A 20,226-nucleotide genomic window follows, 5' to 3' on the forward strand; every position below is an offset into this window, starting at 1 on the left:
CTCGTCCCACGAACCCCGCGTCACAGCACAGCCCTTCTGAGAGGTAGCACCGTGGACTTCGCGTTCTCACCCCGCACCGCCGAGCTGGCGGAGAAGCTGCACGCCTTCATGGACGAGCACGTCTACCCGGCCGAGAAGGTGTACGACGCGCAGATCGCGACGAACGACAACGTCCACGAGCAGCCGCAGGTCATGCGGGACCTGCAAAAGCTCGCCCGCGAGCAGGGCCTGTGGAACCTCTTCATGACCCACGACGACCTCGGCGCGGGCCTGACCAACCTCGAGTACGCGCCGCTCGCCGAGATCATGGGCCGCTCGATCATCGGCAACGAGGTCTTCAACTGCTCGGCTCCCGACACCGGCAACATGGAGATCCTGGCAATGTACGCCACCGAGCAGCAGAAGAAGGAGTGGCTGCGCCCGCTGCTGGACTGCGAGATCCGCTCCGGCTTCGCGATGACCGAGCCGGCCGTCGCCTCCTCCGACGCCATGAACATCACCTCCTCGATCACCCGTGACGGTGACAAGTACGTGATCAACGGAAGCAAGTGGTTCACCTCCGGCGCCATGGACCCCGACTGCAAGCTGCTCATCTTCATGGGCAAGTCCGACCCCGACGCCGAGCCGTACCGCCAGCAGTCGATGATCCTCGTTCCGATGGAGACGCCCGGGATCGAGATCGTCCGTGACCTCTCGTCGTTCGGCTACCGCGACCGCCTCGGTCACGGAGAGCTGGAGTTCACCGACGTCCGGGTACCGGTGGAGAACATGCTCGGCCAGGAGGGCGACGGCTTCGCGATCGCCCAGGGCCGCCTCGGTCCCGGGCGCATGCACTACGCCATGCGCGCCATCGGCATCGCCGAGCGTGGGCTCGAGCTGATGTGCCAGCGCGCCCAGCAGCGCACCGCCTTCGGTGGGCCGCTGGCCGACCAGGGCGTGGTGCGCGAGTGGGTCGCGCGCAGCCGCATGGAGATCGACCAGATCCGCCTCTACACGTTCAAGGCCGCCTGGCTGATGGACACCCAGGGCAACGCCGCCGCCCGCACCGAGGTCGCCGCGATCAAGGTCGCCGCGATGGAGGTCGCGCACAAGGTCGTCAACCGCGCCGTCCAGACCTGGGGTGCCGCCGGCACCACCGAGGACACCCCGCTCGCCCGCCTGCACTCCCTGACCCGCGCGCTGCAGATCGCCGACGGCCCGACCGAGGTGCACCTGCGCTCCATCGGCCGTGGCGAGCTGCGCAAGTACCGCCAGCTGCGTCCGGAGGTTGCCCGATGAGCGCCCGGACCCCTTCCCCTGAGCTGGCCGGCAAGGTCGCGATGGTCACCGGGGCCACCCGCGGCCTGGGTCGGGCCATCGCCGACGCCCTGGCCGAGGCCGGAGCCACCGTGATCGTCTCGAGCCGCAAGGCCGAGGCGTGCGAGCAGGTTGCTGCCGAGATCACCGGGGCCACCGGCGTGACGGCGTACCCGCTCGCCCTCCACGTGGGGGACTGGGACGCCATCGAGCCCGCCATCAACGCGGTGGTGGCCGAGCACGGCCGCATCGACGTGCTGGTCAACAACGCGGGGATCGCCCCGCTGGCCCCGTCGGCGTACGACGTCACTGAGGGCCTCTTCGACAAGACGATCGACGTCAACCTCAAGGGGCCGTTCCGGCTCATGGCCGTCTCCGGTCGCCACATGCGCCGCGCCGGCAAGGGCTCGATTATCAACATCTCGAGCATCGGGGCCGAGCGCCCCAGCCCGCCGGAGGCGACGTACGCCGCGTCGAAGAACGGGCTCAATGCGCTCACCCGCGCATTCGCGCAGGAGTACGGTCCGGCCGTGCGCGTGAACTGCGTGATGCCCGGTGCCTTCGCCACCGACATGGCCGCCGGCTGGGACGAGGAGTTCATTGGCGTGGTCACGCACCGGCTGCCCGCCGAGCGGCTCGGCGACCCGCGCGAGCTCGCCGGCATGGTCGTGCACTTGGCCTCCGACCGGTCCGGTTACACCACCGGTGCGCTGATCCCGGTGGACGGCGGCAGGACGGCGGTCTACTGATGTCCTCCCTGCCCGAGCTCTTCGACCTCACCAGGAAGACCGCTGTGGTCACCGGCGCGTCCTCCGGACTGGGGGAGGGCTTCGCCCGGACCCTCGCCGCCGCCGGCGCGAACGTCGTCGTCGCTGCTCGACGGGCAGAGCGGTTGGAGGCCCTGGCCGACGAGGTGCCCGGACTCACCCCCGTCACCTGCGACATCACGAAAGCCGAGGACCGGGAGCGCCTGATCGCCGTCGCGTCGGCCGTCAACGGCGGCATCGACGTACTCGTCAACAATGCCGGGAAGCCCGGTCCGCCCGACGCGCTGAGCGAGACCGCGGAGGAGTTCGACTCCATCCTAGAGGTTAACCTCAGCTCCGGTTTCCACCTCTCGGTCGCTGCGGTCAAGGCGCTGCCCGAAGGGCGCGGAGCCTCGATCATCAACATCTCGTCGGTGGTCGGCCTGGTCTCCACCGCGCCGATCGGGGGAGCCGGGTACGCCGCGTCCAAAGCTGCCGTCATCGGCACCACCCGCGAGCTCGCCGGCCAGTGGGGCCGTCGCGGGGTCCGGGTCAACGCCATCGTCCCGGGCTGGTTCGACACCGAGATGACCGACGGCCTGTTCAGCAACGAGAAGTCCGCGGGTTGGGTCCGGCGTAACACCATGCTTGGACGCGGCGGCCAGGTGGGGGAGGTGGACGGGGCACTCCTGTTCCTCGCGTCGGGCGCCTCGTCCTATGTGACCGGTCACGTGCTCACCGTCGACGGAGGATGGACCGCGCGATGACCCAGCTCGGGACCGTCGTGCCGGAGACCATGCGAGCCGTGAGGCTGACCGCGTGGGGCAGCCGGCCGGTGCTGACGGAGGTGCCCGTCCCCCGACCACGGGAGGAGCAGGTGCTGCTGCGCGTCGAAGCCGCGGGCCTGTGCCACTCCGACCTGCACGTCATGGACGCCCCGAGGGGACAGCTGCCCTACACGCTCCCGTTCACCCTCGGCCACGAGGTGGTCGGGACTGTGGTCGCCTGCGGGCCCGAGGTCAATCCGGGGCAGAAGCGCGCGCTGCAGGGCGGGCTCCACGCCGTCCACGGGATCTGGGCCTGCGGTCGCTGCCGCCAGTGCTTGCGCGGGCGGGAGAACCACTGTCCGGAGCTGACCGGCCCCATCGGCGCCGGCCTCGGCCACGACGGTGGGCTCGCCGAGTTCGTCCTGGTGCCGTCGGTCCGGCACCTGGTGCCCGCCGGCGACCTCGACCCGGTCGCCCTGGCGCCCCTCACCGACGCCGGTCTCACCGCCTTCCAGGCCGTCCGTCCGCACACCGACCTGGTCCGCGGCGGGGTGGTGGTCGTCGTCGGGGTGGGGGGATTGGGACACCTGGCGCTCCAGGTGGTGGCCGACCTCGGCCCCAGCGTGCTGGTCGCGGTCGACCCGCGCCCGGAGGCGCGGCAGCTCGCGGAACAGCTGGGGGCGCACGCCGCCGTCGCCTCGGTGGGCGAGGTGGCCCACGCGCTCGACGCCCACGCGTGTGCTGGGGGATCCGACCTCGTGCTGGACTTCGTCGGCTCCGAGGAGACCGTCTCCGCCCTGCCGGCCGTGCTGGCGCCCGGCGGCCAGGTGGCCTGGGTCGGCTCGGCGGGCGGCATCCTGGAGGTGGCGAAGGGCCGTGACCTGCCCCGGGGGTGGGGGATCCAGGCGCCCTTCTGGGGCACCCGTGCCGACCTGCTAGACGTGGTGGCGCTGGCCCGGGACGGCGCACTGCACTCGAAGACCGAGACCTTCGACCTCTCTGCCGCCGTTGACGCGTACGACAAGCTGCGGGCCGGCGAGGTCCGCGGCCGTGCCGTCGTCATGCCGAACGCCCACGGCGCCTCTGACCACACATCCTGATACTCGAGGAGACAACACCCATGCAGCAGCTGGCCCGGGAACTGGTCGAGCGGGCGGACCGTACGCCGGACGACGTGGCCGTCGTGGACGACGCCGGAGCACACACCGTCGGTGCCGTCGTGGCGCACGCGCGGGGACTGGCCGACCGCCTCGCCTCCGCGCTCGACGGTGCGCCGACGGTCCTGGTGCAGGCCGACAACTCCTGGCGCACCCTGGCCGCCGCCGTGGCGGTCGGGATGCGCGGCGGGCTCATCGCCGTTATCAGCGGCCACGCCACCCGCTCGGAGTACGAGCTTGCGCTGGAGGATATCGCCCCCGACGCGATCGTCGCCCCCGACGCCACGCTCGCGTCGTGGCAGCCCGAGGACGCCTCGCTGCCGGTGGCCGGCGCGGTGCTGGATGGCTGGACGATGCGCACCTCGGCCACCGGCCGGACCACCGGCGTCGAGCGGTGGGACGGCGGCGTGGTCATCGCCCTGACGTCCGGCTCGACCGGCCGCCCCAAGTGCGTGGTCCAGTCCGAGGAGGCTCTGCGCTACGCGGGCCGCTCCACCATCGAGACCGTCGGCCTGCAACCCGGTGACCCCGTCGGCGCCTTGGTGCCCCTGTCGTCGGTGGCCGCCTTCTGCTTCGGCATGCACCTCCCCGCCATGCTCGGCTCCCCGATGGTCTGCTTGGCCAAGTGGGACCCGGCCACCGCGGTCGACCTCTTGGCCGAGCAGCGTGTCTCCTGGACCATGTTGGTGCCAACGATGGCGCTGCAGCTCTCCTTGGTGCCGGAGTCGGAGGGGCGGCTCTCGTCGCTCAAGGCGATGACGGTGGGCGGTGGCCCGATGAACTTCAACGCGCTCCGGAACGCCGAGGAGCACCTAGGCACGCGGTTCCTCCGGGTGTTCGGGATGTCGGAGTGCCTCGGTCACACGACGCCACTCCCCGACGAGGACGCAGACGTGCGGCTGGGCCGGGACGGCCGCCCCTTTCCGGGGACCGAGGTGCGGGTGGTCGACGCCGAGGGTCGACCGTTGCCTGCCGGCGAGGTCGGCAACGCGCAGGTGTGCGGGCCGTCCCTCTTCATCGGCTACGCGCGCAACGGCCGTCCGACCCCGCCCGACGTCACCGCGGACGGCTTCTTCCCCACCGGTGACCGCGCGCGGGTCAACGACGACGGCACGATCAACATCCTGGGCCGGGAGAAGCAGGTCATCATCCGCGGCGGGCGCAACATCGACATCAACGAGGTGGAGTCGGCGCTCGCCGCCATCCCCGGCGTCGCCCAGGTGTGCGTCGTACCGGTCCCCGACCCCCTGCTGGGGGAGCGGGCCGCCGCGCTCATGGTGTTCACCGGCGAGAGCCTGGACCTCGACGCCGTACGGCGCCACCTCGAGGAGGCCGACGTGCCGAAGTTCAAGTGGCCCGAGTTCGTCTACCCGCTCTCGCACATGCCGCAGAACCGCGTGGGCAAGCTCGACCGGGCGCAGGCCGTGAGCCTCGCCACCGACCTGAGCGAGGCGGACATCCCTGCGGACGTTTCCCGCTGACCTCTCGATGCGCTTAACTTGACCCGAACTCATCTCGACAAAGGAGTCCGACCGTGGGGGACAAGGCAGCCAAGGTCAAGGATGGCCCTCGCTCGAAGCGAGGAATGATCCTCCAGGCCGCCATCGACAACTTCGGCGAGGTCGGCTTCGAGCACACGAAGTGGGCCACCATCGCCGACCAGGTGGGGATCGGCCAGACCGCGCTCTACCACTACTTCGAGTCCAAGGCGCACTGCCTGCTCACCATCATGAGCACCGAGCTGGAGCGATCGCTCGAGCGGACCCGGAAGGCGGAGGCAGACCACGACACGCCGGACGCCAAGCTGCGGGCCGCAGTCGCGTCGGCCATCCTGCTGAGTCCCCGCGAGGCGCTCCAGGCCCGGATCCTGTTGAGCCACCAGGATCTGCTCGTCTCCCCGCGGCCGAGTGCGCGCGAGGAGGCCGAGCGCCAGCGTGCGCGCGAGCTGGTGCGCGAGATCGAGCACGAGTGGGCCGAGCTGCTGCGACGCGGCATGGACGAGGGGTTTTTTCCGGACCGGGACGAGACCGTGATGGTGCGCCTGGTGCTCGGCCTGGTCAATAGCATCTGGCGCTGGTACCGCCCGCAGGGCCCGCGGACGCTGGAAGAGATCTCCGAGGCCGTCGCCGACGCCGCGCTCCGGTTGGTCAGCTGAGCCTCCGGAGATCAGCTCGGTGAGCTGAGTCTCTCTCCCGACGCAGGTCGGGGTCGCGGCTTCTTGCCCGGTTATGCTGAACCAAATTCAATTCAATGGAGCGACGAGATGTACTACAACCTGATCCTGATGGCCTCCAAGCCCGACGACTGGACCCATGAGCAGTTCATCGACTGGTGGCGCGGCGAGCACGCGGACATGACCTACGACCTCCCCGGCCTGCGCCGCTGGCACCACACGGAGGTGCTCGAGGCGATGGACGAGAAGCACTCCGCCGGCTGGGATGGTGTGTCCGTGCTCAGCTTCGATTCCAAGGAGGACCTGGAGGCGGCGCTGGACAGTGACGTGTGGCGCAAGGCCGTCGAGCACGTGGGCGACATGCGGGGCCGCCGGATCGCCGTCATGGGCGATGAGCGTGTCATGGTCCCGGAGCGGAGCGAGTGACGACGGTCGACGACTGGACCGCGGCCGGGTGCTTCCCGGTCGCGCCCGGCGTCCACCGCGTGCCGCTGCCCATGCCCCAGGACGGGCTACGGGCCGTCAACGTCTACCTCGTCGAGGGTCCGGAGGGGGTGGCCCTCGTTGACGCCGGATGGCGCGTTCCAGGCAACCTCGAGCTCCTCGCCCACGCGCTGCGCACCGTCGGCGTGGCCCTCGACGACGTGCGCGACGTGTACGTCACCCACGTCCACCGCGATCACTACACGCTCGGGCCCGAACTGCGCCGCGCCACGGGTGCGCGCCTCCACCTCGGCGCCGCCGAACGGCCGGGGGTCGAGCTGATCCAGCTGCAGGGGGACAATCAGCCGGTGTCGTCGCTGCGCGAGCTGCGCCGTGCCGGCGCCTCGGAGCTGGCCCAGTCGATCGAGCGTATGCTCGTGGACGAGCCGTGGGACGCGGGCGACTGGGAGTCCCCCGACGCATGGCTCCCGGCCGGGCCCCTGAGCGTCGCGGGCCGTCCGATGGAGGCGGTCGCCGTCCCGGGCCACACCAAGGGCCACCTAGTGCTCCACGACCTCGCCGACGGGTTTCTGTTCACGGGCGACCACGTGCTGCCAACCATCTCGCCGTCCATCGGTTTCGAGCTGGGGGACTGGGACCTGCCGTTGGGGCACTATCTCGACTCCCTCTCCCTTCTCCTGGAGCGCCCGGACGCGCTCATGCTGCCGGCGCACGGCCACCCGGGCGGCAAGGTGCACGCCCGGGTGTTGGAGCTGCTGGCGCACCACGACGTCCGACTGGCAGCGACGCGCGAGCGGGTGGCGGTCGGGGACCGCACCGGCCTGGACGTCGCCGCCGGCCTTCCGTGGACGCGACGGGAGCGTCCCTTCGAGACCCTCGATCCGTTCAACCGGATGATCGCGGTCTGCGAGACCATGGCGCACCTCGACCTGCTGGTCGAGCGGGGTGGGTTGTCCGCCTCCTACGACGACGCGGTCGCGCACTTCGCCACCGTGTGAGGCGCAGCCGGGTCAGCGAGCGGTCCAGCCGCCATCCACGTACAGCTCTGCGCCGGTCATGTAGCCGGCATCGGCGCTCCCCAGGAAGGCGACGGCGCCGGCGATCTCCTCCGGGCGGCCCAGCCGCCCCATCGGCGTGTTGTCCAGCATCGCCCGGTGCCGCTCGGAGCCCTCGTAGCGCTCCAGCAGCTGCCGGGTCTCGATGAAGCCTGGGTGTAGCGAGTTCACCCGCACCCCGCGGGTCGCCCAGTGCAGGGCGGCGTTCTTGGTCATCGTGCGGACCGCGCCCTTGGCGGCGTGGTAGGCGATGCTGTTGCCGAGTCCGCCGGTGCTCCCGAGGATGGAGGCGACGTTGACGATGGCGCCGCCGCCGGAGTGCTCGATGATCGGGCCGAGGTGCTTCATGCCGAGCCAGACGCCGGTCGCGTCCACGGACATCACTTGGTCCCAGCGCTCGCGCTCCTCTTCCTCGACGGTGGCGAGGCTGCCGATGGCGGCGTTGTTGACCAGGACGTCGAGGCCCCCGCGCCTGGCGGTCACCCGGGCAGCGGCGGCCCACGCGTCCTCGGAGCTGACGTCGAGCACGAGGGCTTCGTGCCGGCCGTCCGGAAGTTGCGCCATCGCTGCGTCGAGGTCGGTGCCGGCGAGGTCCGCCACCACGAGCCGCGCACCCTCCTCGGCGAGCCGTCGGCAGATCACTGCGCCCAAGCCGCCGGTCGCACCGGTGACCAGCACCTGCTTCTCGTCGAATCTCCGCATCTCGACCTCCAAGCTCTCGAATGTGTCAGGACGTCCGTTCGCCGGACCACCCCTTGCGCAGGCGCTAGTCGCATCGTATCGTGCGCCTGAATCGAGTTCAATTCGGTACTTCGGGGACTTCACCAAGGAGAACGCATGACATCGAAGCGACGCGCCGCGGTTGCGCTCGCGGGAATCTGCTCGGCCCTCGCGTTTGCAGGCTGCGGCAGCGATTCCGAACCGCCGAAGGAGCTTGCTGGCACCTGGGACGAGATCGTCGAGGCGGCCAACGACGAGGGAGAGGTCCTCCTCTACTCCACCCAGCACCCCGACAACCTCGCTGCGTTGGAGGTCGCCTTCGAAAAGGAGTACCCGAAGATCGATCTCGAGTTTGTGCGGGGAACCGACGTGGAGATCAATCCGCGGATCGAGACCGAATTGCAGACCGGCAATGGCGCTGCGGACGTCCACATGTCCTCCGACGCCTTGTGGGTGCTGGACGCGGCCGACTCCGGCGAGTTCTCTGTCTCGCCCGTGGGTCCGGCCTTCGACGAGCCGGACTACGACCGTGACACGAGCGTCCTGGAGGACCGGCTCTTCCTGACCAGCGGTGCGGTCTTCGGCCTGGGCTGGAACACGGACGCCGTTCCGGAGAAGCTGACCGGACCCGAGGACCTCCTCGACAAGCGGTTCGAGGGCAAGATCGGGGTCATCGACCCCGCAGGCTTCCGAGCGTCGGTGGACCAGTACCTCTTCTTCGAGGAGAACTGGACAGACGGTGGCTTCAACGATGACCTCGCCGAGCTCCGACCCCGGGTCTACCCAGGATCACTTCCCCTCGCCCAAGCGCTGTCGTCCGGGGAGATCTGGGCGACGCCTATGGTCTATCCGTTGATGCGCGAGGTGAAGACGGGCGCACCGGTCGACTGGCTGCTCCCTGACCCCGCCTGGGGCACCCCGTGGTACTCGCACGTCCTCCAGTCCTCGCCGCACCCGAACGCAGCGCAGGTTCTGGCGAACTTCATGGTGACCGAGGCCGGACAGACGCCTCTTTCCTACGGCTACGCGAGCGTGCTTCCCGACATCGAGGACGCCGTCTTCCGCGCCCAGGACATCGACATGCCCGACGTCCGTTCCTTGACCCAGGAACGCGTGGACGAGTTCCAGGCGGACTGGGAATCGAAGTTCCGCGAGTGAGCGCGACCGAGGTCATGGACATCGCCCGCGACGTCGTCGCGCCACCCAAGGTCCTGGTGCAGGATCCTGGTCATCTCGCCCGGCGAGCCCCTGCGGTTCTGTCGGCGATGACCGATTCCTGGCTTGCAGTAGAGGCGACCATGGCGCCCCGGCTGCTCGGCATCGTGAAGAACCGTGTCGAGTCGCTGCTCGAGTCCGACGACGCGCTCGACCCGGAAGAGACGTGTTCGCCGGAGGAGAGGTCGATCCTGGGCCTAACCGACCAGTTCGTGGACTGCGTCGCGGAGGTGACCGAGGAGCACCTCGCGGGACCACGCGAGTTCCTCGGCGAGGCCGGTCTGCGTGACCTGCTGGAGACCCTCTACGTGGTGGATCAGCTGTCCCGACTCTTCGTGACGCACTCCAAGCTCTTCGGTGGTTCGTCGCCCCGGGCTCTTCCAGCGCTCGTGGACGAGGGGGAGTCGCTGATCCATCTGGCGCTGCTCTGGCACGACCGGGTCCTCGAACTGAAGGAGCTCGACCTGTTGACCACGGAGGCTGCGCGCCTGCGGGGCGCCTGGTACCACACGTGTCGACTCTGCGCATCCGTGCGCATCGTCGACGGCGGACAGGTGGTCATGGACCCTGAGACCGCCGGCCTGGTGCGCCGCGGCGAGCTCGACGCGCTGCCGCAGCGGCTCAGGAGCGCGGTCAGGTTCGCCGACGCGCACGTCATCGATCCTCGCACGCTTCTCACCGACGCTCTGTGCGACGAGCTGACGACTGTGTTCACCATGGAGGAGCTGATGGAGCTCACGCTCGACATGACCGCCTGGAACCACCAGAAGGTGACGGTCTCACTCAAGATCGAGCCGCCCATCAGGCGGGACGCGCTGAGCGAGCTCGTCATCAACACCGATGGGACCGTGAAGATCGGGCGTGCGATCCGTTGAGGATCGCCGCACTCAGGCAAGGCCCCCCACGAGCGAGGAGAAGTTGATGGGACGCGGTTGGTTCGTCGACCAGGTGGCGGTCGTCACCGGAGCGGGTTCGGGCATCGGTGCTGCCGTTGTACGCCGGTTGGTGCAGGAGGGGTGCCGCTCCGTCGTCGCGCTGGACCTCCGTCACGAGGGGCTGGCTCAGCACGCGGCCCTTCCCGGGGTGGAGGCGGCGGTGGTCGACGTGGCAGACCCGGTGCAGGTGGACACGCTCTTCGAGGCGCTGATCTCGCGACTCGGGTGCATCGACGTGGTCATCCACGCTGCTGGCATCGACGACCCTGAGTCAAAGAACAAGCTCCAGCGTGCCGCTGAGGAGCGTCGGCCGCCATTGGTGATCGACGCACTCTCGGACGACACTTGGCACAAGATCCTGGCGGTCAACCTCGGTGGGACCTTCCACCTGCTCCGGGCGGCCGCACGGGCGATGGTGCCGCGAGGGTCGGGGACGATCGTGACGGTCGGCTCGTCCGCTGCGTTCGACTCCATCGCGGGTTACGGCGCCTACGTCGCGTCCAAGGCCGGGGCGCAGGCGTTGAGCCAGTCAGTGGCGAAGGAGTTGGCGCCCTTCGGAATCCGAGTCAACACCGTTGCGCCCGGGCCCGTGGACACCGGCATGGCCGAGCGGACACCGTCGCACGTCCGCGAGGCTCTGGCGGCATCCGGGCCTCGGGGATATGCCACGGCCGACGAGCTGGCCGACACCCTCGTCTACCTCGCCTCGCCGGGAGCGGTGAACGTGATCGGCGCCGTCGTCCTGAGCAACGGCGGACGCTTCACGGTCTGACTCCGATCTCAGAGCAAGCAACTACGACACGAGGAGAGATGAGATGGCGCGAATCAGCACAGTGAGGCCTGAGGAGTTCCGCTCGGACCTGGCCGAGCTGGTGGGACGACCGACGGACGAGCAACGCGTGGCAGTCGGCTCGATGGTGGGATGGGCGCGGCGACCTGACGTAGCGATCAAGTTCGTTGAGTTCCAGCGGTCGCTGGACGCCGTGACGACGCTGTCGCCACGGCTGCTCGAGCTCGTCCGCCTGCGGGTGGCGTTCCACAACCAGTGCCGCAGCTGTATGGCGGTGCGCTCCTCGCGTGCCGTCGACGACGGGATGGACGCGGACGCCGTGTGCAGCCTGCAGCGTCCGTACGAGGCGCCGGACCTCAGCGATGCCGAGAAGGTCGCCCTGAAGTACGCGGACCTGATGGCCAACGATCACCTGTCCGCCGACGACGCGACGTTCGATGACCTCCGTGCGCAGTTCACGGAGGACGAGATCGTGGAGCTCGGCATTCACATCGGCATCTGCGTGGGATTCGGCCGACTCGCCGCGACGTGGGACCTCGTCGAGGACCTGCCGGACGACCTGCGCGCCGACGCGGACGTCGCGCCGTGGCTGGTCGAAGGCGTCCAACGCTGAGTCGAAGCTTGTCTGACCACACATCCGGGGTGGGGCTGGTGGACGACTGACCGCTCGCGGCCGAGATGCTGCTCTTGCCGGGCGGAGGCGTCGCCGGCCCGCCACGGGAACTGAAAGGTATTCCTATGGACGGGACGAGAGCACGGAGGACTGTGGTCTGGGGGATCTCATCGGTGGTGGGCGAGGCGGTGGCACGCCTGGCGGCGGAGACCTGCTCAGCGGTCCTGATCGTCGATCGCGACGAGCACGCTCTCGCGGCCCTGTCCGCAGAACTGGGGGCGGACGGAGTCGTCGACGACGGCGTCGCCGCGCCGCAGTGGATCTCCGAGCACTGGGGTGCCGCCGATGTCCTGCTCGACTGCAGCGCTGCGATGGAGCTGGGGCCCGCGACGGACGACTCGCCCGAGCGCGCCGCAGCCGTGGTCGCGGCGAACATCCTCGAGCCTTGGCAGCACACCGAGGCGCTCGAGCGACACCTCTGTGCTGGGAATGCGCCCGCGGTGGTCTACTTGGGCTCGGTCGATGGCTCGCTGGGAAACCCGCACGTCCCTGCCTACTCGGCCGGTAAAGCGGCTGTCGCGTCCCTCACCCGGACGATGGCGGCACGTCTCGGGCCATTGGGCATCCGGGTGAACTGCGTCGCAGGCGCCGGAGTCCTGCAGACGCCGCGGCGTGAAGGGCCACCCCGGCGGCGTGTCGGCGACCCGGACCTCGCCCTGCGGCTCACTCCGCTGGGTCGCTTTCCCACGCCGGAAGAGATCGCTCACGTGGCCGCGTTCCTCGCCTCCGAGCAAGCCTCGGCAATGTCCGGAGCAGTCGTCCCTGTGGATGCAGGGCGCACAGCCGTGACGCCCGGAACCTGGAGTGCGCCGCTCTAGTAGCCCCGAACACCACGAGCGCCTTCTCGACCGTTGCGCATCGCCCGCATTGGCGACGGTTGTTGGCGCCCTTCCGGAGCCAACGCGCTCCTCGCCGTCCCTTGGGCGGAGGCGAGAGCGAGCTTCGTGTCCGGCCGCCAGCGGTCTCGGACGTATCGCTCGGTATTGAAAACAGTGATTGACGCCATATGACTCTCCGGTCTAGATTGAACTGATCTCAGTTTAGGTAGCGGACTTCTCTATAGGAGCGACATGCGTAATCACGGCTTGAAACTCGGCGCGGTGCTGACCGCGGCGACCTTGGCGCTGACCGCGTGCGGTGGGAGCAGCGGGAGCTCGGGCGCCAAGGCAGTGTCTGGCGACTGGGACGAGGTGGTCGCAGCGGCCAAGGAGGAGGGGAGTGTCCTTCTCTACGCGAGTCACAACCCGGTGAACCTGGAAGAGCTGAAGAAGGCTTTCGAAGCCGAGTATCCGGACATCACGATGGAGTTCGTGCGAGGTACCGATGCGGAGCTCAACCCGAAGGTCGAGGTCGAGAACCAGACCGGGCAGGGGGCCGCCGATGTGCACATGGTCACCGACACGCAGTGGATCAACAGCGCGATCGACTCGGGCACGTACTCGGCCGACCTGATGGGCCCAGAGTTCGCGACCGACAACTACTCGTCGGAGGACATGGTCAAGGGTGACAAGTTCGCGCTCATGAGCGTCGCCGCGTTCAGTATGGGGTGGAACACCGAGGAGTACCCCAACGGCCTGAACGATGTACCGGACTTGCTCGACCCGAAGCTCAAGGGCAAGATCGGTATCCCCAGCCCCGCCGGCATCGCCGTTTACGTCGACATGTACCGCTTCCTCGAGAAGACGTATGGCGCGGACTTCCTCACCAGCTTGGCTGACCTCGAGCCGCGCGTGTACTCGAGCGCACTCGCCATCGGCCAAGCGCTCTCGTCTGGGGAGATCTGGGCGGCGCCAATCGTCAACCCGCTTGTCAACGAGGTCGCCGCTGGGGCACCTGTCGACTGGAAGCTCGCGCCGGAGGCCTGGGGCGCGCCGTGGTACACCCACGTGCTGTCCGCTGCCCCGCACCCGAACGCCGGGCAGGTCCTGGCCAACTTCATGGCTACCGAGGAGGGTCAGACTGCGCTCAGCGGCGGCTACGCCTCCACGTTGCCCGGTATCGAGAACGCAGTTGCCACCGCTCAGGACGTCTACCTCGCCGATGCGTCCGACCTGACCCCGGACGACGTCGCGAAGTACACGACTGAGTGGGAGAAGGAGTTCGTCAAGTGACCGACGAGACGGTGTCGCGCGCCGGAGGACCGGCCGGGGCCGCGCGGCCCCGGCAGTTCGAGGCGCGCCGCGCGCTGATCACTGGTGGCGGAAGCGGCATCGGGGCCGCTACCGCCCGCATCCTCCACGAGCGGGGGGCGGAGGTTCTCGTGGCGGACATCGACGATGATGCCGCGGGCCGCGTCGCCGCCGAGTTGGGTGCGGGGGCTTCCGCGCTCCACCTCGACGTCACGGCCGAGTCGGACTGGGACCGGGTCGCTTCCGACCTAGGGCCTGCCGGGTCGTTGCACCACCTGGTGCACTCGGCGGGGGCCGCGCTCTCGGCGCCCCTCGCCGACACCTCGCTCGACGACTTCCGTCGGATGATCGAAGTGAACCTCACGTCGACCTTCCTCGCTGTGCGGACGGCTGCACGTTGCCTCGCCGATGGGGGCTCTGTCGCGACGCTGTCGTCCTTGCGCGGTGTCGTGGCCACCCAGAACCTCGGCGCCTACGGGGCGGCGAAGTTCGGCGTCCGGGCCCTCACCAAGGTGGCGGCGCTCGAGCTGGCCTCCCGTGGGATCCGGCTGAACTCCATCTGTCCGGGCAGCATCGAGACCCCCATCACCAACGGACCCGGTTTCGATCGCGTGGACATGGATGCCTACGTGCGCTCGATCCCCATGCAGCGTCGCGGGGGACCGCGCGAGGTCGCCGGAGCGATCGCATTCCTCCTCAGCGACGACGCCGCGTACGTGACCGGCACCGACTTCCTCATTGACGGCGGGACCGCGGCCGGGCGTCTCGTCCCCACCGCACCGGCCGTCTGACCCATCCCCCACTTGCACGAGGTGACTTGCATGTCGCAGATCAACGTCCGACAGCTGACCAAGAAGTTCGGATCGAACACGGTCGTGGACGACCTTGACCTCACTATCGAGGAAGGCGAGTTCGTCGTGCTGCTGGGACCCAGCGGCTGCGGCAAGACCACGACCCTGCGATGCGTCGCCGGTTTGGAGACCCCGGAGTCCGGGACCATCTCCTTCGGTGGTCGCGACATGTACGGAGGGGCCAGGAACGCCAACGTGCCGCCGCACAAGCGCAATATCGGGATGGTCTTCCAGTCCTATGCGCTGTGGCCCCACATGAAGGTGCGCGACAACATCGCATACCCCCTGAAGGTGCGTCGCCAGAAGGACGCCCTTCGGGGCGGCGCGGTCGAGAGGGCTGCGGAGATGGTGGACTGCGGTGCGCTGCTCGACCGCTACCCGTCACAGCTCAGTGGCGGGCAGCAGCAGCGGGTCGCCGTCGCGCGGGGACTGGTGTCTGAGCCCGACCTCGTGCTGTTCGACGAGCCGCTGAGCAATCTCGACGCCCGCCTGCGGGACCAAGTGCGCACCCAGATCCACCAACTCCACGAGCGTTTGCGGTTCAGTGCTGTCTTCGTGACCCACGACCAATCCGAGGCCTTCGCGCTCGGTGATCGCCTCGCGATCATGCACGGAGGGAAGCTCGAGCAGTTCGCGACCCCCCAGCGAGTCTTCGACGAACCGGCGACGGACTACGTGGCGGCGTTCATCGGTATGGGCAACAAGCTCGAGCTGGTCCGGCACCATGACGGATGGCGCACTTCCAACGGCGACATCATCGACCTGGGCTCGCGGGCCCCCGAGCGAGGAGGTGTTGACGGCGTCACGCTGCGCCTGCGCTCCATGGACCTCCGGTTGCACCACTCGGAGACGGAGGCGCCCGTCGGCTCGGTTGTGCTCCACGCTACGCTCGTGACGTCGGAGTTCGGTGGTCGCCACTACGACGTCCTGGTCAACGTCGACGGTGAGCGCCTCACACTCCAAGCGGACACGAGGGAGCACGGGTCCTGGTTGCCGGACGCGCCGGTCGGAACGCCGGTGGTGGTGAGCTTCGCGCCGTCCGATGTGCGTGTCTTCGCTGCCGATGGCACCGCCGTCGCCGACTCCCGGGCGCCCATCGACATCCGTAGGTCGGTGGCGGGATGAGCGTCGTCGCCCAAGGGCCGGTGGCTCGCGTCATGCCACGCGGCTGGGGTGCCCGGATCGGCTATGCCGTCGTCGTGGCCGCGCTGGTCTACATGATCGTGGTCCCCCTGTATCGGCTTCAGGCGAAGGCCTTCGAGGACGGTGGACGGGGATACCAGGTCCAGTACTCACGCTCCGACACGGCGTCGGTGGTCTGGACAACGATCCAGCTAGCAGCGGGGTCACTCGTCCTCGCGCTGGTGCTGGGCACGGTCCTCGCCTTCGCGACGAGCAGGCTTCCAGCTCGGTGGGCGTTCCTGCGAGTCATCCCGGTGTTGCCCATCGTGATGCCGGCGGTCGCCAATGTCGTCGGGTGGGCGTTCCTGCTCTCCCCGGGTCCCGGTTACCTCAACGCAGCGATGCGAAACCTTCCCTGGTGGGACCACTTGGAGTCGGGGCCCATCGACATCTACACGCCGCTGTGGATCATCATCCTCACGGGCTTCGGGCTCACCTCGTTCGTTTACCTCTTCGTCAGTGCGGGCATGTCCTCGATCAACGGTGAGCACTTGGAGGCCGCCCAGATCAGCGGCTCCACCCAGCTCGGGCTGTTCTTCCGTGTCGTGCTCCCGCTGCTGCGACCGTCCTTGATCTACGGCGGTGGCGTCGTGCTCCTGCTCGGCCTGGGGCAGTTCACCGCCCCCCTGCTGCTGGGGTCGAACACGGGGGTCAAGGTCCTGACGACCGAGATGTACCGCAGGGTCTCGGAGTCGCCTGCGGACTTCGGGGCTGCTGCGGCGGCGGGGGCACCGCTCGTGGTGCTGGGTCTGGTGGTCGTCATGACCCAGAAGATCCTGCTCGGCGACCAGTCGCGGTTCGTCACGCACGGCGGCAAGGCATTCAGGTCCCCGCCGGCGAGGTCATGGTGGGCCGTCTCGACTGTCGTTTGCTACGGCATCGTCGCACTGCTACTCCCGTTGGTGGGGCTGGTCTTTGTCGCGCTGTCGCCATACTGGTCGTCGACCCTCAGCTGGGACCTGCTGACGCTGGACAACTTCCGGACGTTGTTCGCGACCCGCAACCTGGTGGACTCGATCACCACGAGCTTGCTGGCAGCGTCGGTCGCAGTGGCCTTCTGCGTGCCGATCGGATTCGTGCTGGCCAACCTGATCGTCCGGGGCCGCCGATACCCTTTGATCCGCCTCCTCGGCGACCTGGTGTCCGCGCTGCCGCTCGGCATCCCAGCAGTGATCTTTGGTGTCGGATTCCTGCTGACCTACACCCAGCCGCCATTCGTCCTCTACGGCACCAAGACCGTCATCGTGCTCGTCTACATCGTGCTGATGGTGCCGTTCGCAACGCGCCTGCAGATGACGGCGCTCCTGGCGCTGGGCGAGGCATATTCGGAGGCGTCGGCGACGAGCGGGGCCAACACGTTCGTGACGAACGTAAGGATCATGCTGCCTCTGATGCGCCCGGCCGTCCTGAGCGCAGTGGCGTTGATGTTCATCCTGCTGACACACGAGTTCGCAGCGTCCCTGCTCGTCCGATCGGCGACGACCCAGGTCATGGGAACCAAGCTGTTCGACCTGTGGGCGAACGGCTCCTACCCCCTGGTCGCAGCCATGGCACTCGTCATGACGGCTGTGACCGGGATCGGCGTCGTCTTGGCCATGATCGTCGGCGGTCGCAACGTGCTTGACAACCTCTGACGATCCACGTGTGCGGGCCATCGCCAGCACCACCCGCATCCCGGCGCCCGCGCCGCTGACTGCACGTCCCGAGGAGACCTCGTGCTGAGCACCCAGCTTCAGGTACGCAACTACCCGACTGGTCCGGTGGGGCCCAAGCACTTCGCCTTGGTCGATGTGGACCTGCCCGATCCGCGACGCGGTCAGGTGCTGGTCCGCAACACCTGGCTCTCGGTGGACCCGAGCCTCCGGCTGCGCCTGCGCGTAGAAGCGCCGAAGGGCTACTTCCCCTCCTTCCCGCTGGGGGCTCCGATGGACGGGATCCTCACCGTCGGCGTGGTCGAGGCGTCGGGTTCCGACACTTTCGCGGTGGGGGACACCGTTGTGCACTCGTTGGGCTGGCGCAGCCACTCGCTGGTGGATGCGGACGCCGAAGCGATGGGCGGTGTGGGCAGGTTGCGCATCGTCGACGCACATCGCTTCCCGGCGCAGTGGCACCTCGGCCCCCTAGGCGCGATGGGGCTGACTGCCTACGCCGGGTTGTCGCTCGCTGGGGCGTTGGACGGCGGCGAGCGCGTCTGGATCTCGGCCGCGGCCGGTGCCGTCGGCGCGCTGGCCACCCAGATGGCGGTGCGGCTCGGCCACGAGGTCGTCGCCAGCGCCGGATCCGATGACAAGGTCGAGTGGCTGACGAGCCTCGGTGCCCGCGCGTTCAACTACAAGCGCCAGCCTCCGAGCGAGGCGCTGCCGCTCCTCGCGTCGGACGGGCTCGACGTGTACTTCGACAACGTGGGCGGCGACCACCTCGAGGCCGCGCTCGACTCCATGCGCCCGTTCGGGCGGATCATGCTCTGCGGGTCCGTCTCCGACTACGAGTCGACGCCGTTGGGTCCGAGCAACCTGTTCATGGCCACGTCCAAGTGCCTGACGCTCACGGGTTTCCGGGCCGCCATGCACCACGAGCTGCTCGGCGAGATGCAGGAGCGCATCGGCCCGTGGCTCCTGGACGGATCGATCAGCTACCCCGAGACCGTGTACGACGGCCTGGCCCAAGCGCCCGTCGCCCTGGCCGACATGCTGGCCGGCCGGACGACGGGCAAGACCCTGGTCAGGCTCTGAGCTTCGACGTGTAGAGGCCCGCGCTGTCTTGGCTCAGCGCCGACGCGACGTCGCGGTGCCGCTCGGCGACCCGCTCGTGCAGCGAGGGCTGGGCGGCGACGGTCCAGAACCGTCGTTCGTCGATGGCGCGCACCACGAGGGCCGCGACCTGCTCGGGCGACGCCTGCTCAGGCCTGGGCTCGCTCATCGCTCGCAGGACGCTCTTGGCGAGCTCGTCGGCCGGCGCCGGAGCGTTGTTGGCCGCCGCCCAGATGCCGGTCGAGACGCCCCCGGGACAGACGACGCTGACGGACAGGTGGTCGTGCCCGGCTGCCGCCAGCTCCATGCGCAGGTTGTCGGAGAGCCCGACCACCGCGTGCTTGGAGGCGACGTAGCTCGCCACACCCGGCGCCGCCACGATGCCCCCGATCGAGGCGATGTTGACGACATGGGCCTGACGTCCCTCCGCGATCATCGGCGGGAGGAAGGCGGACAGGCCGTTGGCGACGCCCATCACGTTGACGCCGAGACTGAGCTCCCAGTCCTCGGTCGACGTCGTCCACGCCGACCCGCCGCGCAGCACGCCGGCGTTGTTGCACAGGACTGTTGCGGCGCCCCACGCGTCGGCCACGCGGGACGCGGCATCGCGCATCGCCTTCGCGTCGGCCACGTCGACCGCGAGCGCCATCGCGGCGTCCGAGTCCGGCAGGAGGTCGACGGTTGCCCTCGCCGCGTCGCCGTCCCGGTCGAGGACGGCGACCTTCATGCCGCGCCCCGAGAGCTGTACGGCGAGGGCCCGGCCGATTCCGGACCCCGCGCCGGTGACGACGGCGACGCCTCCGGCGCGGATGGCTCCGGTCGTCACCGTGCTGCGTGTGCGAGCGCGTGGCCCACGGCCGGTGCGCTGGCGTAGGCCGCGTAGTCGCTGATGAGCCCCGACTCGGGGTCGACCTTCCCGACCGACACGAAGCTCATGATGACCTCGTCGCCGTCGCGGACGACGCCGCGCACGAAGAACTCGCCGTCGCTCGTGGCGGCGTTCTCGATGGTGTGGCGCAGTGTGCGGACGCCGCGACGGTTGAAGACCGCAAGGAGGGCGTCACGTCCGCGGGTCTCGTGCCGAGCGGCGTCCTGCCCCTCCTCCGGAAAGGGCGGGTGCGAGTAGAAGGCGTCGTGGGTGAAGCGGGAGGCGGCGCTCTCGAAGTCGCCCTCCTCGAGGTCATGGAAGTAGTCGTTCACGACGGCCAGCGGGTCGGACACCATCAGGGCAGCTCCTCGGGTTAGTGAGTGGTAAGCCCGTCGAAACTACCCTAAACGAATTCGTTTCAGTAGGGCTATGGTGAGGGATCTCGGGTTTCCAGTCCCCCTGACGCAGGAGATCG

Annotated in this window: 21 protein-coding genes; 18 read left to right on the forward strand and 3 right to left on the reverse strand. The window is 69.0% G+C overall.

Going from position 1 to position 20,226, the window contains the following annotated elements:
• Positions 1–51 precede the first annotated feature (51 nt).
• The 8 genes from AC4H2S_RS05825 (at position 52) to AC4H2S_RS05860 (ending at position 7,581) form a co-directional block, all read left to right on the forward strand.
• On the forward strand, positions 52–1,278 hold the full coding sequence (locus AC4H2S_RS05825) for an acyl-CoA dehydrogenase family protein (protein ID WP_491496027.1): 1,227 nt from the start codon (positions 52–54) through the stop codon (positions 1,276–1,278).
• Positions 1,275–2,045 (forward strand): SDR family NAD(P)-dependent oxidoreductase, encoded by a 771-nt coding sequence (locus AC4H2S_RS05830; RefSeq protein ID WP_491496028.1) that lies wholly within the window; start codon positions 1,275–1,277, stop codon positions 2,043–2,045. The genes AC4H2S_RS05825 and AC4H2S_RS05830 overlap by 4 nt, the downstream gene beginning before the upstream one ends.
• The gene (locus AC4H2S_RS05835; RefSeq protein WP_491496029.1) at positions 2,045–2,809 is read left to right on the forward strand and encodes an SDR family NAD(P)-dependent oxidoreductase; all 765 of its coding nucleotides are present in this window, start codon (positions 2,045–2,047) and stop codon (positions 2,807–2,809) included. Before AC4H2S_RS05830 ends, AC4H2S_RS05835 begins: the two co-directional genes overlap by 1 nt.
• Entirely contained in the window at positions 2,806–3,909 is a 1,104-nt protein-coding gene (locus AC4H2S_RS05840; protein WP_491496030.1) for an alcohol dehydrogenase catalytic domain-containing protein, read from the forward strand. The genes AC4H2S_RS05835 and AC4H2S_RS05840 overlap by 4 nt, the downstream gene beginning before the upstream one ends.
• Positions 3,910–3,929: 20 nt before the next feature.
• Positions 3,930–5,447 carry a class I adenylate-forming enzyme family protein gene (locus AC4H2S_RS05845; protein WP_491496031.1) on the forward strand — a complete coding sequence of 506 codons (1,518 nt, stop codon included), beginning with the start codon at positions 3,930–3,932 and terminating at the stop codon, positions 5,445–5,447.
• Positions 5,448–5,551: 104 nt separating this feature from the next.
• Positions 5,552–6,121 (forward strand): TetR/AcrR family transcriptional regulator, encoded by a 570-nt coding sequence (locus AC4H2S_RS05850; protein ID WP_491496032.1) that lies wholly within the window; start codon positions 5,552–5,554, stop codon positions 6,119–6,121.
• A 108-nt stretch (positions 6,122–6,229) separates the two neighbouring features.
• Positions 6,230–6,565: an EthD family reductase gene (locus tag AC4H2S_RS05855; protein WP_491496033.1), complete on the forward strand. Its 336-nt coding sequence runs from the start codon at positions 6,230–6,232 to the stop codon at positions 6,563–6,565.
• Positions 6,562–7,581 (forward strand): MBL fold metallo-hydrolase, encoded by a 1,020-nt coding sequence (locus tag AC4H2S_RS05860; RefSeq protein WP_491496034.1) that lies wholly within the window; start codon positions 6,562–6,564, stop codon positions 7,579–7,581. Before AC4H2S_RS05855 ends, AC4H2S_RS05860 begins: the two co-directional genes overlap by 4 nt.
• A gap of 12 nt (positions 7,582–7,593) precedes the next feature.
• Here the strand turns inward: AC4H2S_RS05860 and AC4H2S_RS05865 are convergent, their stop codons facing one another.
• The gene (locus tag AC4H2S_RS05865) at positions 7,594–8,340 is read right to left on the reverse strand and encodes an SDR family NAD(P)-dependent oxidoreductase (RefSeq protein ID WP_491496035.1); all 747 of its coding nucleotides are present in this window, start codon (positions 8,338–8,340) and stop codon (positions 7,594–7,596) included.
• A gap of 135 nt (positions 8,341–8,475) precedes the next feature.
• Between AC4H2S_RS05865 and AC4H2S_RS05870 the strand changes: the two genes are divergently transcribed.
• From AC4H2S_RS05870 to AC4H2S_RS05915, 10 genes are all read left to right on the forward strand, one after another.
• Positions 8,476–9,516 (forward strand): ABC transporter substrate-binding protein, encoded by a 1,041-nt coding sequence (locus AC4H2S_RS05870; protein ID WP_491496036.1) that lies wholly within the window; start codon positions 8,476–8,478, stop codon positions 9,514–9,516.
• Entirely contained in the window at positions 9,513–10,448 is a 936-nt protein-coding gene (locus AC4H2S_RS05875; protein ID WP_491496037.1) for a carboxymuconolactone decarboxylase family protein, read from the forward strand. The genes AC4H2S_RS05870 and AC4H2S_RS05875 overlap by 4 nt, the downstream gene beginning before the upstream one ends.
• Positions 10,435–11,280 (forward strand): SDR family NAD(P)-dependent oxidoreductase, encoded by an 846-nt coding sequence (locus AC4H2S_RS05880; protein ID WP_491496038.1) that lies wholly within the window; start codon positions 10,435–10,437, stop codon positions 11,278–11,280. The genes AC4H2S_RS05875 and AC4H2S_RS05880 overlap by 14 nt, the downstream gene beginning before the upstream one ends.
• A gap of 43 nt (positions 11,281–11,323) precedes the next feature.
• The gene (locus AC4H2S_RS05885) at positions 11,324–11,911 is read left to right on the forward strand and encodes a carboxymuconolactone decarboxylase family protein (RefSeq protein ID WP_491496039.1); all 588 of its coding nucleotides are present in this window, start codon (positions 11,324–11,326) and stop codon (positions 11,909–11,911) included.
• Between the two features lie 125 nt (positions 11,912–12,036).
• The gene (locus AC4H2S_RS05890) at positions 12,037–12,789 is read left to right on the forward strand and encodes an SDR family NAD(P)-dependent oxidoreductase (RefSeq protein WP_491496040.1); all 753 of its coding nucleotides are present in this window, start codon (positions 12,037–12,039) and stop codon (positions 12,787–12,789) included.
• Between the two features lie 252 nt (positions 12,790–13,041).
• On the forward strand, positions 13,042–14,082 hold the full coding sequence (locus AC4H2S_RS05895; protein ID WP_491496041.1) for an ABC transporter substrate-binding protein: 1,041 nt from the start codon (positions 13,042–13,044) through the stop codon (positions 14,080–14,082).
• Positions 14,079–14,891 carry an SDR family oxidoreductase gene (locus tag AC4H2S_RS05900; protein ID WP_491496042.1) on the forward strand — a complete coding sequence of 271 codons (813 nt, stop codon included), beginning with the start codon at positions 14,079–14,081 and terminating at the stop codon, positions 14,889–14,891. Before AC4H2S_RS05895 ends, AC4H2S_RS05900 begins: the two co-directional genes overlap by 4 nt.
• 30 nt (positions 14,892–14,921) lie before the next feature.
• Positions 14,922–16,076, forward strand: a complete 1,155-nt coding sequence (locus tag AC4H2S_RS05905; protein WP_491496043.1) for an ABC transporter ATP-binding protein — start codon at positions 14,922–14,924, stop codon at positions 16,074–16,076.
• Positions 16,073–17,767, forward strand: coding sequence for an ABC transporter permease (locus AC4H2S_RS05910; protein WP_491496044.1), 1,695 nt, complete (start codon positions 16,073–16,075; stop codon positions 17,765–17,767). Before AC4H2S_RS05905 ends, AC4H2S_RS05910 begins: the two co-directional genes overlap by 4 nt.
• An 81-nt stretch (positions 17,768–17,848) precedes the next feature.
• Positions 17,849–18,865, forward strand: coding sequence for a zinc-binding dehydrogenase (locus AC4H2S_RS05915; protein WP_491496045.1), 1,017 nt, complete (start codon positions 17,849–17,851; stop codon positions 18,863–18,865).
• Here the strand turns inward: AC4H2S_RS05915 and AC4H2S_RS05920 are convergent.
• A complete protein-coding gene (locus AC4H2S_RS05920) occupies positions 18,855–19,709 on the reverse strand; it encodes an SDR family oxidoreductase (protein ID WP_491496046.1) in 855 nt (284 codons plus the stop codon). The genes AC4H2S_RS05915 and AC4H2S_RS05920 overlap by 11 nt on opposite strands.
• Positions 19,706–20,107, reverse strand: coding sequence for a nuclear transport factor 2 family protein (locus AC4H2S_RS05925; protein WP_491496047.1), 402 nt, complete (start codon positions 20,105–20,107; stop codon positions 19,706–19,708). Before AC4H2S_RS05925 ends, AC4H2S_RS05920 begins: the two co-directional genes overlap by 4 nt.
• Positions 20,108–20,226 lie beyond the last annotated feature (119 nt).

The sequence above is a fragment of the Nocardioides sp. Z13_37 genome, assembly GCF_058355585.1.

What these genes read in the sequence shown, in the direction of transcription:
- AC4H2S_RS05830 (WP_491496028.1), top strand. Translation starts at nt 1,275, where the DNA reads ATGAGCGCCCGGACCCCTTCCCCTGAGCTGGCCGGCAAGGTCGCGATG.
- AC4H2S_RS05835 (WP_491496029.1), top strand. Translation starts at nt 2,045, where the DNA reads ATGTCCTCCCTGCCCGAGCTCTTCGACCTCACCAGGAAGACCGCTGTG.
- AC4H2S_RS05840 (WP_491496030.1), top strand. Translation starts at nt 2,806, where the DNA reads ATGACCCAGCTCGGGACCGTCGTGCCGGAGACCATGCGAGCCGTGAGG.
- AC4H2S_RS05845 (WP_491496031.1), top strand. Translation starts at nt 3,930, where the DNA reads ATGCAGCAGCTGGCCCGGGAACTGGTCGAGCGGGCGGACCGTACGCCG.
- AC4H2S_RS05850 (WP_491496032.1), top strand. Translation starts at nt 5,552, where the DNA reads ATGATCCTCCAGGCCGCCATCGACAACTTCGGCGAGGTCGGCTTCGAG.
- AC4H2S_RS05855 (WP_491496033.1), top strand. Translation starts at nt 6,230, where the DNA reads ATGTACTACAACCTGATCCTGATGGCCTCCAAGCCCGACGACTGGACC.
- AC4H2S_RS05865 (WP_491496035.1), bottom strand. Translation starts at nt 8,340, where the DNA reads ATGCGGAGATTCGACGAGAAGCAGGTGCTGGTCACCGGTGCGACCGGC.
- AC4H2S_RS05870 (WP_491496036.1), top strand. Translation starts at nt 8,476, where the DNA reads ATGACATCGAAGCGACGCGCCGCGGTTGCGCTCGCGGGAATCTGCTCG.
- AC4H2S_RS05885 (WP_491496039.1), top strand. Translation starts at nt 11,324, where the DNA reads ATGGCGCGAATCAGCACAGTGAGGCCTGAGGAGTTCCGCTCGGACCTG.
- AC4H2S_RS05890 (WP_491496040.1), top strand. Translation starts at nt 12,037, where the DNA reads ATGGACGGGACGAGAGCACGGAGGACTGTGGTCTGGGGGATCTCATCG.
- AC4H2S_RS05895 (WP_491496041.1), top strand. Translation starts at nt 13,042, where the DNA reads ATGCGTAATCACGGCTTGAAACTCGGCGCGGTGCTGACCGCGGCGACC.
- AC4H2S_RS05905 (WP_491496043.1), top strand. Translation starts at nt 14,922, where the DNA reads ATGTCGCAGATCAACGTCCGACAGCTGACCAAGAAGTTCGGATCGAAC.
- AC4H2S_RS05910 (WP_491496044.1), top strand. Translation starts at nt 16,073, where the DNA reads ATGAGCGTCGTCGCCCAAGGGCCGGTGGCTCGCGTCATGCCACGCGGC.
- AC4H2S_RS05925 (WP_491496047.1), bottom strand. Translation starts at nt 20,107, where the DNA reads ATGGTGTCCGACCCGCTGGCCGTCGTGAACGACTACTTCCATGACCTC.